Genomic DNA, 13,737 nt, shown 5'->3' with positions numbered 1-13,737 from the left:
AGAGCGGAGGCCACGGTGCAGGTTCTAGAGTGGCTACACGGTGTGAGTACGAGAGGGGACGGGAAAGATCCACCGTACCGGGGCAACCCCCCCACCCCTTCGTTTCCGGTGGAACGGGAAACAGGCCCGGGGGTGGGGGGAGGGGGTTCAGATGCTGTCTTCTAGTGAGAGGAAAGATTTAATACACTAACTCATAAACCAAAGCCGCACTAGATAAAACAAATATCTAGTAGGGAGTTGTAGTCGGTATTCTAGTGTCTAGGCGTCTCTCACCGGTGTAATCGCAGGCCGGACTGATCTGAGTAACGGCTCCGCTCCGGATTCGACCGGTAATTCTCCCACCCCTCCCCAGGGGTGTGTGACGTTCCACTTGAAACGAAGGGGTGGGGGGCTAGACCAGATCAGTGGTCCCCGAAGTCAGTTGATCGGACAGGACGGGTTCCACCCGAACCGCTCCCATCTCACGGAACCAACAAGCCCTATTCCTGTCTCGATGCATGTGTCTCCATCGTGTAAACAATAATACTAATGTCTGACGTAGGCTTAAGTGAATTCGCCTATCTTTTACGGGCAGAGCCGCCATACCGGACGACTCCGGGCGGCGGGAGGATAGGATGGGATTGTTAACAAACCTCAAAGATAGCATCTCACGCGCGGCATCGACGCTGTTCTCCGAAGAGGATCCGAAGCGTATCGGTATCTACGGTCCGCCAAACGCCGGCAAGACGACGCTGGCGAATCGGATCGCACGGGACTGGACCGGCGACGCCGTCGGTCCGGAGAGTCACGTGCCACACGAGACTCGTCGGGCGCGCCGCAAGGAGAACGTCGAGATCGAACGCGACGGGAAGAAAGTGACAATCGACATCGTTGACACGCCGGGCGTGACGACGAAGGTCGATTACACCGAGTTCCTCGAACACGACATGGAGAAAGACGACGCCGTCCGTCGCTCCCGCGAGGCCACGGAGGGCGTCGCCGAAGCGATGCACTGGCTCCGGGAGGATGTCGACGGCGTCATCTACGTGCTGGACTCCGCGACGGATCCGTTCACGCAGGTCAACACCATGCTCATCGGCATCATCGAGAGCCAGGACCTCCCGGTGTTGATTCTGGCAAACAAGATCGACCTGGAGGAGTCCTCCGTCCAGCGCATCCGAAACGCCTACCCCCAGCACGAGACCATTCCGCTCTCGGCGCTTGAGGGAGATAACATGGACGAAGTCTACGACAAAATCGCGGAGTATTTCGGGTGATATAATGGCAGAAGTCAAAGACCCAGACGACGGCGTCCAGATCGACCTCATCAGCGGCGAACGCATGGCGGGGCTGGCCTCGATGGAGAAGATCCGGATGATTCTCGACGGCGTCCGCGACGGCAACATCGTCATCCTCGAGGAAGGGCTCTCCCCGGACGAGGAGTCCCGCCTCATCGAGGTGACGATGACCGAAATCAGCCCGGACGAGTTCAACGGCATCGAAATCGAGACCTACCCCAAGTCCGAGGCCGCCGACGCCAGCATCCTCGACCGCCTGATGGGCAAACAGTCCACGCAGAAACTGACGGTCATCGGGCCGGCCAACCAGATTGAGACGCTCCACAAGGACGAAACGCTCATCAGCGCGCTCGTCTCCCGGAAATAATGCCCCACCAGTGTACGGACTGTGGCCGTGGCTTCGACGACGGGTCGAAGGAGATGCTCTCGGGCTGTCCCGACTGTGGCGGAAACAAGTTCCAATACCAGCCCGAGGGAGCAGACATCTCCGAGACGCCGGACGCGGAGCCACCGGAACCACCGGGGCCCGACAGCTCCGTCGCCCGGACCGTGGGCAAGACTGCGGCGTCGGTGCGTGACTTCGTCAGTGGCTCTGATACCGACGGGGACCGCCCCGTCGGTCGGTCCCGCCCCGACGCCGACCGGTCGGCTGATCCGCAGTCGAGTGACCCATCCCACACCCCCGACTCGCCGTCGACCGAACCCGACCGCACGTCGGCGACTGAGGATTCAGCGCAGGCCAGTGCCCGCGGCGACATCGTCGAACCCGACGAACTCCCGTCCGACGTGCCGTCGGCGTCCGAATCAGAACACCAGTTTCGGCCTGTCGGTGCGGACCCCGATCCACCCGAGGAACCTGACCGCGAGGACCGTCCCGACCTCGAAGAACTGCGGGCGGAACTCAACGACCAGTTCGAGTCGATCAAAGTGCTGGAACCCGGGCAGTACGAACTGAATCTGATGGAGCTGTACGACCGCGAGGAGTACATCATCGCCCTGCAGGAAGACGGTCACTACTCGATCCAGGTTCCGGAAACCATTCGGTCGGAGTGATCGACACAATCCTCTCGCCGTTTTCACTGCGTCGTCGGTCCCTGATTACCCCGTAGAACCGCTGCATACAGCATTGTGTATCAACGCCGGCACAACCATTATATAATATGCCGTGGATGCTTCGCATAACGCCATGAGCCACCGAGAACCCCCGACATCGGAGTCACACCTCGAAGAGTGGGCGTCACTCCTCGGTGCTGATATCGACGACGACGGGCGCGACAGCGACTTGCTCGACGACCAGGACGACCCCGCATAACGGTCAGGGTTCGTCAGCGAACGCGATTCGCAGTTACAGCGACACCGCTCACACTGTTAGCGGGCAAAAAACAGCCGGGGCGAGTTTCCGTCCCGATATTCGACGGTCGCGACCGTTACGAAATCTTGTCGTACTGGTCCGAGAGCTTCTCGGCGGCCTCGGCCATCAGGTCCTGCTCGTAGTCGTCGAGGTCCCACTCGACAATCTCCTCGACGCCGTTGCTCCCGAGACGGACCGGGACGCCGAAGGCGGTGTCCTCGTGCCCGAACTCGCCGTCGAGCTTGACCGATGCCGGCAGCACCTCGCCCGTGTCGCGGAGGATAGCTTCGACCATGTGCGCGACGCCGCGGGCCGGCCCCCACTCGGTCGCACCCTTGCGCTCGATGACATCCATCGCCGATTCCTGCAGGTCGCCCAGCAGTTGCTCCTTCTCGTCGTCGCTGAACTCGGGGTCCGTGCCGTCGACGCGGACCTTCGAGAACACGGGGACCTGCGCGTCGCCGTGCTCCCCGAGGATCGTCCCTTCGACGTTCTGGACCGGGGCGTCGAACTCCTCGCTCAGCACGTAGCGGAACCGCGCGGAGTCCAGGCGGCCGCCGAAGCCGATGACCTGCTCGCGGGAGCGGTCGCCGGCCTCGTAGAGGTGGCGGTTGAGCAGGTCGACGGGGTTCGAGGTCGTCAGCGAGATGTAGTCGTCGTTGTGCTCGTCCAGCGAGGACTGGATGTCCTCCATGATCGGTGCGTTGTCGCCAGCGAGGTCGATCCGTGTCTGGCCCGGTTGGCGGGGAATCCCAGCCGTGATGACGACCACGTCGGAGCCGGCGGTGTCCTCGTACCCGCCCTGGCGGACGCGTGTATTCGAATCGTAGGCGATACCGTGGTTCGTGTCGGCGGCCTGCCCGACAGTGTCGTCTTCCTTGTCCGGGATATCGACGAAGACGACTTCGTCAGCGATGTCCCGAAGCGCGATGTTGTACCCTGCGGCTGCGCCGACCGTTCCGGCTGCGCCGACTACGCTTACCTTTGTCATACCATTCGCAAACCCTCGGGCGCGAACGTTAAACGTGTCGAAACCCCGATTTCGTCGGTTATCGTTCAGGCAGTATCCGCGTCTCGCACCCGTAAACTGTTTTCAGCCCCGCGGCGTTGTGACACGTATGAGCGACTTCGACAAGGAAGCCGAACGCGAGAAACTCCGCGAGAAATTCGAACAAGAGGAGGACAATCGGGCAGCGACCGAGCAGATGAGCGAACTCCTGTTGAAGGGCGCGACCATGACCAACGCCCACTGTAGCGAGTGTGGCGACCCCATCTTCCGCTACGACGGCCAGGAGTTCTGTCCCACCTGTCAGAAACCGGTCGCTCGTGACGCCCAGGAAAACGGCGCGGATTCGCCGGACGCCGACGAGCAGGCAGACGACAGCGACCAGATCGAAGTCGCCGACCCCAGTAACGAGGCCCGCGTTCAATTCGGGGAGGCCGACGAGGAGACGGCCGAGAGTGCGCCGGACGCGACGGAAGAATCCGCGCGGCAGGAAGCTACAGACGCCCCGGCTGAGTCCGCTCCGCAGTCCCCACCTGAAACTGGGGCCGACGCGACGCCGTCGACGAACGACCCCGCCGCTCCACCCGAAGCGGGGGGCGATCAGCCAGCCCAGCAGTCCGACCACCCAGAGCCAGAGTCACAGACCGCTCGAGCGGGCGATTCACCGGGGTCTGGCCGACAGTCCGCAAACGAACGGCAGTTTGAGACACCGACACAGGACCCCCCCGTTTCCGCTCGACAGACTGCCGCGTCCGGGCGCGGCTCCGACGACGTTGCGGCGAATCTCGACGCCGCGTCGGGGCTACTGGCCGAGACCGTCCACCGCTTCGCCGAGCGCGCCGCGGCGACGGACAACCCACGCGAGGCTCGCGAGCATCTGCAGGCAGCGAGAGAAGCGGCCGAAGCCCTCGAAGCGACGCGGTTCTGAACGGAGCTACGGGTCGTAGTCGCTTGCGATAACTTCTCGGATCCGGTCGGCCGTTACATCCCCGATGCCGGACACCTCCAGCAGGTCGTCTTTATCGGCGGTCATCACTGACTCGACGCTGCCGAAGGCCGCCAGTAGCGTGCGCGCAGTCACTGGGCCGACTTCGGCGATAGAGGCGACGACGTACTCCTGTTGCTCCGGGAGGGTCTTTGACTGTTTCTCGCCGTGGACGCTTACCTCGCGGTCGGCCACTTCTTGTTCCCGTTCGGCGATGACTTCCAGCAGGTCGGCGGTCTCGTCCTCGTCGCTGGTCCGCAGTACGCTCGCGCCGAAATCGACCGCGAGCGACGCGAGCGCCCCCTGAATCGCCTTGTGGTGGACGTTGCGCGCGCCGAAGAGGTCTTCGCCTTCGATGACGACGACGGGCCGGCCGTAGTTGCGCGTGGCGTCCCCGACCTGCTCGAACATCGACCGGTCCCCGCCCGTCAGCGTGTCCATGAAGTCAGCGACGGTCTTGCGCTCGACAACAACGCGGTCAGAGAGGACGTAGTCGCCGACGGCCAGCGTTTCCAGTCGGGTCTCGATACCGTCCCGCGTCGAGAGGTCCCGGGCGATGTTCGAGTCGAGTTCTCGCTGGTCGGCGACGATTTCGACGGGGTCGTCCTCGTCGTCGCGGCCGGCGGTGGCGACTGTTCCATCGTCGGCCGCTGTCCCAGCGTCCGCTTCCTCATCTGGTGTCTCAGTCCCCCCCTCTTCGGCCTCTCTTTCGTCGACACCGGCCGCCTCGGACGGGTCGTCCGCAAAGGCGTCCAGCCCGGCCTGGCCGTCGGTGTCGTCGTTCTCATCGACTGACTTGTTAGCTTCGCTACCCCTCCCGTTTCCAGTGGAACCCGACTGCTGTGTGGCGGTTTCCGTGTCGCTGGTTCCACCTGAAGCGGTCCCCTCATCGTTCTCGTACTCGTCGAGGCCGGTCTGGTCGAGGCGGTTTTCCAGCTCGCCGGCGACGCTTTTCAGTTCGTTCAGCTCGCGTTTCATCCGCTTCTGGTCGTTGCGGGCCTTCCAGAAGTACGCCTCGTCGCGGGTGTCCTCGGCCAGCAGGACGACGACGCGGCCCTCGGCCTGGCGGCCGGTCCGCCCCTTCCGCTGGATGGCTCGAATCGCGGTCGGGACCGGCTCGTAGAACAGCACCAGATCGACTTCCGGCACGTCCAGCCCTTCCTCGGCGACGGACGTGGAGACGAGCACCTCGAACTCGCCGTTGCGGAACCGGTCCAGCGTCTCCTGTTGCTGGCTCTGTGTCATCCCTTCGCTGCCGTCGGTGTCGCTCTGGCCGACGAACTTCTGGGTCGTGAAGTGATCTGAGAGGAAGTCAACGAGCGTCTCAGCCGTATCGCGGGACTCGGTGAAGACGATGACGCGCTCGCCGTTCTCGATGCCGAGCGTCTCCGCGAGCAACATCCGGGTCTGGCGGAACTTCGGGTGGAGGTCGTCGTAGTCGGTGGCTTTCCGCATTGCCTCCCGCACTTTCGGCTCGCTGACGAGGCGCTGGTCGGCCTTCGACGCGCCAGAGGAGCGGGCGGCCTCCTTGAGCCGCTCGAAGTACCGCCGCAGGGACTCGACGCTCTGGGTCTCGACGTACGTGACGGCGGTCCGGAGCTTGCGGATCTCCGCGAGGAAGCTCATTCCCTGATACCCCTCGCTCTGGTCGTTGTTCATCAGGTCCCGCAGTTGCCCCTGAATCTGCTGGATCTCCCGCTCGGAGATGTCCGCCGAGGACTTGTTCGTGACGCCGAGGTCCCGTAGCTGGTCCAGCCGGTCCTCGATGACCTCGTTGACGGCGTCCCGGATTTCAACGACGACTTCAGGCAACTCGATGCGGTTCCAGTCGACGCTGGTGTCGTGGGTGAACTCCGCCACGTCCGCGTCGTTCTCGGTCATCACGGCCACCTCGCTAAGCCCGAGGTTCTCACAGACTTCGAGTATCGCCTCCTCGTCGTCGCCGGGCGAGGCGCTCATCCCCGTCACCAGGGGGTGCTCTGCGTCGGCGTGGTAGCGGTCGGCGATGTAGTTGTAGGCGTAGTCGCCGGTCGCCCGGTGGCACTCGTCGAAGGTGCAGTGGGTCACGTCGGCCAGCGAGATGCGGTTGCCGACGAGGTCGTTCTCGACGACTTGCGGCGTCGCGATGACGATGCGGGCGTCCTCCCAGAGCGCGGCCCGGTCGTCGGGTCGGACCTCGCCGGTGAATACGACGACATCTTCGTCGTCGATTTCCAGCGCTTCGCGGTAGAACTCGGCGTGTTGCTGGACCAGCGGCTTTGTCGGGGCCAGCATCAGCGCTTTCCCGCCGACGGCGTTGAGCCGCTCGGCGGTGACCAGCAGCGAGACGGTCGTCTTGCCAAGCCCGGTCGGGAGACAGACGAGCGTGTGGCCCGAACTCGCCGTCGCCGCCAGTTCGGTCTGGTAGCGGCGGTTCTCCAGGAATTTCGGTGTCACTAGCGGGCGCTCGACGTACTCGCCACCGGCGTCGGTGGTCGCCATTACCCACGCGTTCGGCCCCGCGGTGGTTAAGGGTTCAGATACCGCGGTGAAAGTGAACGGACGGGCTCAGAGGCCGAGTCCCGGCAGGTACTGGACGCCGACCCACATCGCCAGCGCGCCCAGCACCGGAATCGAGAAGTTGTCGTCGACGACGTAGCCCGCGATGCGGGGCTTGACGCCGTCGGCGAACGTCGCCGCGACGCCGCCGAGCACGGCGGCGGCGGGCGGAACGAACGGGGCTGCAAGCAGCGTGCAGACGCCGAACATCACCAGCAGCACCCAGGCCTGCTTGACGTTGCTGGCATCGCTTGAGCCCAGCAGGCCGCTGATGGGGTCGCCGATGGCGAGCATCAACATTGCCGGGACGGCAACCGTTTCGGTCATACCCGGAAATTCGACGGCGAAGGCGACAAGGGCCATCCCGACGATGTACAGCGCGTAGCCGGCGGGGTTGTCCTGCTCGTACTCGCGGGTGAGTCGGTCGTACACCACCCAGTCCAGGCCGGTCGTCAGCCGCACGGCTTCGAGAATCAGCACGACGACCAGCGCTACGGCTAGGAACACCTGCACAACGCGCCACGTAATCAGGTCCGGCCGGAGCAGATGTGCGAGCGGCACTGTCGCGCCGGTGACGTGGACGAGCCGCCGGGATACCTCGTCGGCCATCTACAGGTCGTCGAAGGTCAGGTCGCCGGTTGCGAGCTGTTCCAGGCGCTCGGCGAGCCCGTCGATGGGGAGCCGTTTCTGTTCTGTCGTGTCGCGTTCGCGTACCGTGACCGTTCCCGCTCGCGGCTCATCACCGCTCGCGCTGTCCGAGGCGCGTTGCGCCTCGCTACCCTCCAGACTCTCGTAATCCACGGTGACGCAGTAGGGCGTCCCGACCTCGTCCTGTCGGCGGTACCGCCGCCCGATGGCCCCGGAATCGTCGTAGGTGACCGAGAGGCCGGCGGCCCGGAGGTCATCTGCGATGTCGGTCGCGAGGTCGGCCATCCCGTCCTTGTCCATCAGCGGGAAGACGCCGACCGTCGTCGGGGCCTGCTCCGGCGGGAGGTCGAGGTAGGTCCGCTCCTCGCCGTCGACCTCGTCGGTCTCGTAGGCGTGTGCGAGGACGGTGTAGATAATTCGGCCAACGCCGAAGGAGGGTTCGATGACGTGTGGGCGGATGTGCTCGCCGTTCTCGGTGACCTCATCGACGCTGAAGTTCGTCTGGTCGACGGGGACGGTGCGGGACTCGCCGTCAACCTCGACGGTGACTGTCTCGCCGTCGAAGGCGTCCGGATTCCGCTCGGCAAGCGCTTCGAGCGCGTCAGCGACCGCGCCGGCGTCGCCGCCAAACTCCGGCCCGAGGAAGCTCATATCGGGGTCGACGGTCGCCCGCTCGACGGTGATCGGCTCGTCGTACTGCTTGAAGACGGTGTAGTCCTCGCCGGAGTGTTCGGCGTGTTTCGAGAGGTCGTAGTCGCCCCGGTAGGCGAAGCCCGTGATCTCGATCCAGTCGCCGTCGACCTCGCTCTCGGCGTCCCAGCAGTCGGAGGCGTAGTGGGCGCGCTCGCCGGCGAGATGCTGGCGGTAGCGAAAGCGGTCCATGTCGACGCCGATGCGTTCGTACCATTCCTTGGAGACGCCCAGGTAGTAGGCGACCCAGTCGCTCTCGATGACGTTCTCGTCGACGGCCTCACGGACCGTGAGTTCCTGCACGCCGCCGTCTTCGGACTCCTGTGCTGCGGCGGAGTACAGCGGGAGGACCACGTCCGCCACTTCGGCCAGCGGCGGTTCGTCTTCCTCGGGGTCGATGAAGTGTTCGAGTTCGGCCTGGGTGAACTCCCGGACGCGGACGAGTGATTTCCGCGGGGAAATCTCGTTCCGGTAGGCCTTCCCGATTTGCGCGACGCCGAAGGGAAGCTGGTTCCGGGCGTACTCCGAGAGCTGCGGGAACTCCACGAAGATGCCCTGTGCGGTCTCCGGGCGGAGATACCCCGGCGACGACGACCCCGGGCCGATGTTGGTCTCGAACATCAGGTTGAAGTTGTCGACCGGCTGGTCGGCCAGGGACGTGTGACAGGAGGGACATTCGATGCCGTGTTCGGCGATGAGGTCCATCACCTCCTCGTTGGGGAGCGATTCGGCCTCCTCGATATCCGTGTTGTCCTCGACCAGGTGATCGGCACGGTGGGTCGCGCCACACTCGTCGCATTCGACGATCATGTCGTCGAAGCCATCGAGGTGGCCCGACGCCTCGAAGACGGGTTCCGGCATCACGTCCGGTGCCGAAATCTCCTGGTGACCCTCCTTGACGACGTAGCGGTCCCGCCAGGCGTCCTCAATGTTCGATTTCAGCGCAGCGCCCTGTGGTCCGTAGGTCCAGAAGCCCGCCGCGCCGCCGTAGGCGCTTGAGGAGGGGAAGTAGAAGCCCCGACGCTTGGCCAGTTCGGTGAGGCGCTCGCCCTCGCTCATAGGCCTCGCAGCAGGTCGATGTCCCGGACGATGCCGGTGAGTTCGTCACCCGACAGCAGCGGGATCTGTTCGATGTCGTGCTCGATCATCAGCTGTGCCGCCTCCTCGGCGGTGCGGCGCTTGTTCACCGTCACGACATCGGCGGTCATGAATTCGCGGACGGGCTCGACCGGGAGTTCGACGTTGCGGGTGGGCATGTACCGCCCGCCGACGGCTTTAATTCCTTCCCAGGCCCAGTCGTCGTCCTGGTTGGCGATGGAGTCGCCGGTGTCGTCCTCGCCCTCGACGACGCGGGCGACCGCGATGATGTCGACTTCGGTGAGCATCCCCGACATGTCACCGTCGTCGCCGAGGACAACGCCGTAGGGGACGTTCGCGTGGGAGAGCTCGCGTTCGGCGACGGTCAGCGGCGTTCCTTCGTACACGCAGTTGATGTCCCGGTTGGCGAGTTCGCCGACGATCGTGTCGCCTTCCACGTCGCCGTTGGCGATGGACCGAATCACGTCAGTGACGGTGATGATCCCTTCGAGACGGCCGTCGACGATCGGCAGGCGACGCTCGCCGTCCTCGACCATCACCCGTGCGGCGGCTTCGATAGACGTGTCTCCGCTGATCGTCGGGACTTCCTCGACAAGTAGAGCAAGCTGGTCCTCGTCGGGACTCTCGATGAGCGCATCGCGCGAAATAATGCCTCTGAACTCCTCACCGTCGTCGGTCTCCTTGATGACCGGAACCGACGAGAAGGCCTGCTCCTGGAGGTACTCCAGTGCGTCGTCACGGGTACCGGGAATGGTGACCGTGACGACCTCCGAGCGTGGCGTCATAGCGTCTGCGACGTTCATACTGCCAGAACTTCCTTCCCGCATCTACTAAGTCCTTAACATCCGTCCGTTTTCGGAGTCCGAACGGACCGCTCGGCAAGCCCGGTCAGCGTCGTTGACCGTCCCGACGCCATCCCCGAACCCGATGGCCCGTCCCGCCTCTGAAACAACTTTGCTTTCTGCCATATCTTCGCTCTGTCTCTATAGCTGAACAGATTCGGGGCTTCAGGGACTGATGGTTGAAATATAATGGTTTTAGATTTCGAGACAGATCTTCCACCATACCAATCTTGACAGGAGACGAACTATTGTCAGACAGATGGTTCGGGATCAAACCACTCCCCTCTACGGGTTTCGCTAAACTTTTATAGGGTTGTTACATATTATCATGCATGGAGTCGGATACTGTCGCTCCGATTGAGATAGCCGCGGACGGAGACATCATGGCGTCCGTCGAAGAGGGTCCAACGGACCAGTTCATCGTCGCCGACGTGACCCGAGACGACGCCTATCTCACAACCCCGCTCGCGGACGCTGCTTCGCTGCCGGCCTGGCGGTAGAGCGCTTCGGTCCACAGGTTTTGTTTGATTCACCTCCCGGAGAGCGCCCACTGAGCCGTGAGCGTCTTCGTTGCTGGCTCGCGTCGTAGCCAGGCTCTCCGGCGGGTTAGTTTAAGACGCTGTATCGCGTTTGTCTACAGGTGTCTCAGGACGAGTACGAAACCGAACTGACAGGCAGTCGTGCGGACATCGCGGCAGCGATACACGGCGTGGCAGACGGAGTGCTCGCGGGCGCTATCCGCTTAAACGGCGGCGGGGACTCCATCACTGTTGATACGCCGGACTCGCTCTCACTCGAAATCGAACTCGAATCGGACGACGACGAGGTGAGCCTGGAACTCGAACTGGAGTGGTCCGCTGCTGCTGTGGACACCGCCGAGGAGCAACCGGGATCGGACGCTGATGTAGCGCCGGATACGGCGGCTTCCGGTCCGGCAGATACCGACCGGCCGCCGGAAACGACGACCGACCGCTCGGCGGCCGCTGGCGACCGCGAATCGGAAACCAACGCCGACAGTCTCCCCGACGCCGCTGTCCCGGCAGTCGCGGCAACCGCGGCAGCCGCGGCCGACGCGTCGCAGTCCCTCGCCCGGTTCGAGGTGTTCCGCGACAGGCGCGAGGAGTGGCGCTGGCGGCTCCGCCACCACAATGGCAACGTCATCGCGACCAGCGGCGAGGGGTACACCCGTAAACACAACGCCTGGAAGGGGCTGCGCAGTGTGATGGCGAACTCGTCGAACGCGGCTGTCGTCGAGGAGTCCACTGAGTAGGGGCGGCGACACACGTACGCTGCATCTGTTCTGTCAGGCAGTCATAAGTACCGACGCTGGTCCGCTCGGACGGAGAAAACAAGCGTTATGCCGCCCCGGTAAGTTCGACTCGATATGAAGGTACTCGTTACGGATCCTATCGCTGACGCCGGTCTCACACGACTCCGTGAGGCGGGCCACGATGTCGAAACAGCCTACGAGGTCGAGGGTGACGCGCTCCTCGATGCGGTGGCTGACGCGAACGCGCTCATCGTCCGATCGGGCACCGAGGTCACCGAGGAACTGTTCGCGGCCGCTCCAGACCTCATCATCGTGGGCCGGGCCGGCATCGGCGTCGACAACATCGACATCGACGCTGCCACGGATCACGGCGTCATCGTCGCCAACGCCCCCGAGGGCAACGTCCGCGCCGCAGCGGAACACTCCGTCGCGATGGCGTTTGCCACCGCACGCTCCATCCCGCAGGCCCACGACCGCCTGAAAAACGGCGAGTGGGCGAAAGGCGAGTTCCTCGGCACCGAAGTCAACAACAAGACGCTCGGCGTCGTCGGCTTCGGGCGCGTCGGCCAGCAGGTCGCCAAGCGACTGGGCAGCCTGGGCATGGACATCGTCACGTTCGACCCCTACATCAGTCAGGAGCGCGCCGACCAGTTCGGCGCGGAGCTGGTCGACGACCTCGAGGACTGTCTCGCCAAGTCCGATTTCATCACGATTCACACGCCGCTGACCCCCGAGACCGAGAACATGATCGGCGAGGAGGAACTCGCCGAACTCGAAGGCGGGTACGTCGTCAACTGCGCCCGCGGCGGCATCATCGACGAACCGGCCCTGGCCGAGGCCGTCGAGGACGGCGTCCTGAAGGGCGCGGCGCTGGACGTGTTCGGCGAGGAACCCCTGCCCGAGGACAGCCCGCTGCTCGACGTTGAGGACATCATCCTCACGCCCCACCTGGGCGCGTCGACGGAGGCCGCACAGGAGAACGTCGCCACCTCCACGGCCGACCAGATCATCGCCGCGGCCAACGGTCAGCCCGTCGCCAACGCCCTGAACGCCCCATCTCTGGACGAGGCGACGTTCAAGCAGGTCGGGCCGTACCTCGACCTCGCCGACACCGCCGGCCGCATCGCCGTCCAGCTGTTCGACGGCCACATGTCCGAAGTCGAGGTCTCCTACGCGGGCGACATCGCCGAGCAGGACGTGGAGTACGTCACCGCCAGTGCGCTGAAAGGCGTGTTCGCGCCCTCGGACCTGCAGGTCAACGCTGTCAACGCCCCCCAGATCGCCGATGATCGGGGCATCGACGTGACCGAGTCCAAGACGCGCTCCTCCGAGGACTACCAGAGCCTCATCACCGTCACCGTCTCCGACGGCGAGAAGTCCGTGTCCGTTTGCGGGACCCAGTTCGGCGGCGAGGAGCCCCGCATCGTCCGCATCGACGACCACCGCATCGAGGCCGTCCCACACGGCCACATGCTGGTCGTCCGCAACAAGGACGAACCCGGCACTATCGGCTTCATCGGCTCCGAGTTGGGGAAGGCTAACATCAACATCGCCGGGATGTTCAACGGCCGCGAGACCATCGGCGGGGAGGCCCTGTCCGTTTACAACCTCGACGAACAGCCTCCGAACGATCTCATCGAGCGCCTGAACGAGGACAGCCGCATTATCGAGACGACGTACGTCGAACTCGGCGACGAGTAACACACAGCGGAATTTTTCGAAAGCTAGTCGCGGTTTATCGGCCGTCGATGACGCGCTCGTAGCGGTCGATGACGGCCTGCCGCTGCTCGCGCTCCTGTTCGAGCGCGGTTTCGAGCGTCGCCACCTGCGAGCGCAACAGCGCGATCTGTATCTGATAGATCGTGCTGGGCGTCTGTCGGGTCGACGGTATCGGGGGTCCCGACCGGTCCCCGGAGTCGGACGACGGCGCTGAATCGCGGGACGAGGCCATACCTGCGACAGGGTCGCCACGGCCAAAAACACCCGTCGGACAGTTGTCACGCGCCCGTCTGCCGCCCTGAGAGGTACGGGT

At 64.2% G+C, this 13,737-nt stretch carries 14 protein-coding genes; 8 read left to right on the top strand and 6 right to left on the bottom strand.

Annotated elements, in window-relative coordinates:
• The first annotated feature begins 614 nt into the window (after positions 1–614).
• The 4 genes from NDI54_RS02680 to NDI54_RS02665 all read left to right on the top strand — a co-directional run bounded on the left by NDI54_RS02680 (position 615) and on the right by NDI54_RS02665 (position 2,589).
• Complete coding sequence (locus tag NDI54_RS02680; RefSeq protein ID WP_004590329.1) at positions 615–1,256, top strand: Era-like GTP-binding protein; 642 nt, start codon at positions 615–617, stop codon at positions 1,254–1,256.
• Between the two features lie 4 nt (positions 1,257–1,260).
• A complete protein-coding gene (locus NDI54_RS02675) occupies positions 1,261–1,644 on the top strand; it encodes a DUF2073 domain-containing protein (RefSeq protein WP_004517591.1) in 384 nt (127 codons plus the stop codon).
• Entirely contained in the window at positions 1,644–2,330 is a 687-nt protein-coding gene (locus tag NDI54_RS02670; RefSeq protein ID WP_310894935.1) for an OapC/ArvC family zinc-ribbon domain-containing protein, read from the top strand. Before NDI54_RS02675 ends, NDI54_RS02670 begins: the two co-directional genes overlap by 1 nt.
• 133 nt (positions 2,331–2,463) lie before the next feature.
• Entirely contained in the window at positions 2,464–2,589 is a 126-nt protein-coding gene (locus NDI54_RS02665) for a hypothetical protein (protein WP_310894934.1), read from the top strand.
• Between the two features lie 115 nt (positions 2,590–2,704).
• Here NDI54_RS02665 and mdh read toward each other — a convergent pair whose 3' ends face one another.
• On the bottom strand, positions 2,705–3,619 hold the full coding sequence (gene mdh, locus NDI54_RS02660) for a malate dehydrogenase (RefSeq protein ID WP_310894933.1): 915 nt from the start codon (positions 3,617–3,619) through the stop codon (positions 2,705–2,707).
• A 127-nt stretch (positions 3,620–3,746) separates the two neighbouring features.
• On the opposite strand from mdh, the gene NDI54_RS02655 reads away from it, so the two are divergent.
• Positions 3,747–4,562 (top strand): Sjogren's syndrome/scleroderma autoantigen 1 family protein, encoded by an 816-nt coding sequence (locus NDI54_RS02655; RefSeq protein WP_310894932.1) that lies wholly within the window; start codon positions 3,747–3,749, stop codon positions 4,560–4,562.
• Between the two features lie 6 nt (positions 4,563–4,568).
• On the opposite strand, the gene NDI54_RS02650 is transcribed toward NDI54_RS02655, so the two are convergent.
• From NDI54_RS02650 to NDI54_RS02635, 4 genes are all read right to left on the bottom strand, one after another.
• Positions 4,569–7,100, bottom strand: coding sequence for a DEAD/DEAH box helicase (locus tag NDI54_RS02650; RefSeq protein ID WP_310894931.1), 2,532 nt, complete (start codon positions 7,098–7,100; stop codon positions 4,569–4,571).
• A 66-nt stretch (positions 7,101–7,166) separates the two neighbouring features.
• Positions 7,167–7,766, bottom strand: a complete 600-nt coding sequence (locus tag NDI54_RS02645; RefSeq protein ID WP_310894930.1) for a dolichol kinase — start codon at positions 7,764–7,766, stop codon at positions 7,167–7,169.
• A complete protein-coding gene (glyS, locus tag NDI54_RS02640) occupies positions 7,767–9,554 on the bottom strand; it encodes a glycine--tRNA ligase (protein ID WP_310894929.1) in 1,788 nt (595 codons plus the stop codon). It lies immediately after the preceding gene.
• Complete coding sequence (locus tag NDI54_RS02635) at positions 9,551–10,396, bottom strand: CBS domain-containing protein (protein ID WP_310894928.1); 846 nt, start codon at positions 10,394–10,396, stop codon at positions 9,551–9,553. Before NDI54_RS02635 ends, glyS begins: the two co-directional genes overlap by 4 nt.
• A 371-nt stretch (positions 10,397–10,767) precedes the next feature.
• Between NDI54_RS02635 and NDI54_RS02630 the strand changes: the two genes are divergently transcribed.
• The 3 genes from NDI54_RS02630 to serA all read left to right on the top strand — a co-directional run bounded on the left by NDI54_RS02630 (position 10,768) and on the right by serA (position 13,406).
• Positions 10,768–10,935, top strand: coding sequence for a DUF7556 family protein (locus tag NDI54_RS02630; RefSeq protein WP_310894927.1), 168 nt, complete (start codon positions 10,768–10,770; stop codon positions 10,933–10,935).
• Positions 10,936–11,075: 140 nt separating this feature from the next.
• Positions 11,076–11,705: an amphi-Trp domain-containing protein gene (locus NDI54_RS02625; protein WP_310894926.1), complete on the top strand. Its 630-nt coding sequence runs from the start codon at positions 11,076–11,078 to the stop codon at positions 11,703–11,705.
• Positions 11,706–11,819: 114 nt separating this feature from the next.
• Positions 11,820–13,406 carry a phosphoglycerate dehydrogenase gene (serA, locus tag NDI54_RS02620; RefSeq protein WP_310894925.1) on the top strand — a complete coding sequence of 529 codons (1,587 nt, stop codon included), beginning with the start codon at positions 11,820–11,822 and terminating at the stop codon, positions 13,404–13,406.
• A gap of 34 nt (positions 13,407–13,440) precedes the next feature.
• Here serA and NDI54_RS02615 read toward each other — a convergent pair whose 3' ends face one another.
• Complete coding sequence (locus NDI54_RS02615) at positions 13,441–13,656, bottom strand: hypothetical protein (protein ID WP_310894924.1); 216 nt, start codon at positions 13,654–13,656, stop codon at positions 13,441–13,443.
• Positions 13,657–13,737 lie beyond the last annotated feature (81 nt).

It is taken from the genome of Haloarcula terrestris, from assembly GCF_031624315.1.
GTDB classification, from domain to species: domain Archaea; phylum Halobacteriota; class Halobacteria; order Halobacteriales; family Haloarculaceae; genus Haloarcula; species Haloarcula terrestris.
The sequence above is the reverse complement of the archived record's forward strand: the minus strand, read 5'-3'. Positions and strand labels throughout refer to the sequence as shown.

Coding starts and splice junctions, on each gene's coding strand:
- NDI54_RS02615 (WP_310894924.1), bottom strand. CDS start 13,656: ATGGCCTCGTCCCGCGATTCAGCGCCGTCGTCCGACTCCGGGGACCGG.
- NDI54_RS02670 (WP_310894935.1), top strand. CDS start 1,644: ATGCCCCACCAGTGTACGGACTGTGGCCGTGGCTTCGACGACGGGTCG.
- NDI54_RS02635 (WP_310894928.1), bottom strand. CDS start 10,396: ATGAACGTCGCAGACGCTATGACGCCACGCTCGGAGGTCGTCACGGTC.
- mdh (WP_310894933.1), bottom strand. CDS start 3,619: ATGACAAAGGTAAGCGTAGTCGGCGCAGCCGGAACGGTCGGCGCAGCC.
- NDI54_RS02665 (WP_310894934.1), top strand. CDS start 2,464: ATGAGCCACCGAGAACCCCCGACATCGGAGTCACACCTCGAAGAGTGG.
- glyS (WP_310894929.1), bottom strand. CDS start 9,554: ATGAGCGAGGGCGAGCGCCTCACCGAACTGGCCAAGCGTCGGGGCTTC.
- NDI54_RS02655 (WP_310894932.1), top strand. CDS start 3,747: ATGAGCGACTTCGACAAGGAAGCCGAACGCGAGAAACTCCGCGAGAAA.
- NDI54_RS02675 (WP_004517591.1), top strand. CDS start 1,261: ATGGCAGAAGTCAAAGACCCAGACGACGGCGTCCAGATCGACCTCATC.
- NDI54_RS02630 (WP_310894927.1), top strand. CDS start 10,768: ATGGAGTCGGATACTGTCGCTCCGATTGAGATAGCCGCGGACGGAGAC.
- NDI54_RS02680 (WP_004590329.1), top strand. CDS start 615: ATGGGATTGTTAACAAACCTCAAAGATAGCATCTCACGCGCGGCATCG.
- NDI54_RS02650 (WP_310894931.1), bottom strand. CDS start 7,100: ATGGCGACCACCGACGCCGGTGGCGAGTACGTCGAGCGCCCGCTAGTG.
- serA (WP_310894925.1), top strand. CDS start 11,820: ATGAAGGTACTCGTTACGGATCCTATCGCTGACGCCGGTCTCACACGA.
- NDI54_RS02645 (WP_310894930.1), bottom strand. CDS start 7,766: ATGGCCGACGAGGTATCCCGGCGGCTCGTCCACGTCACCGGCGCGACA.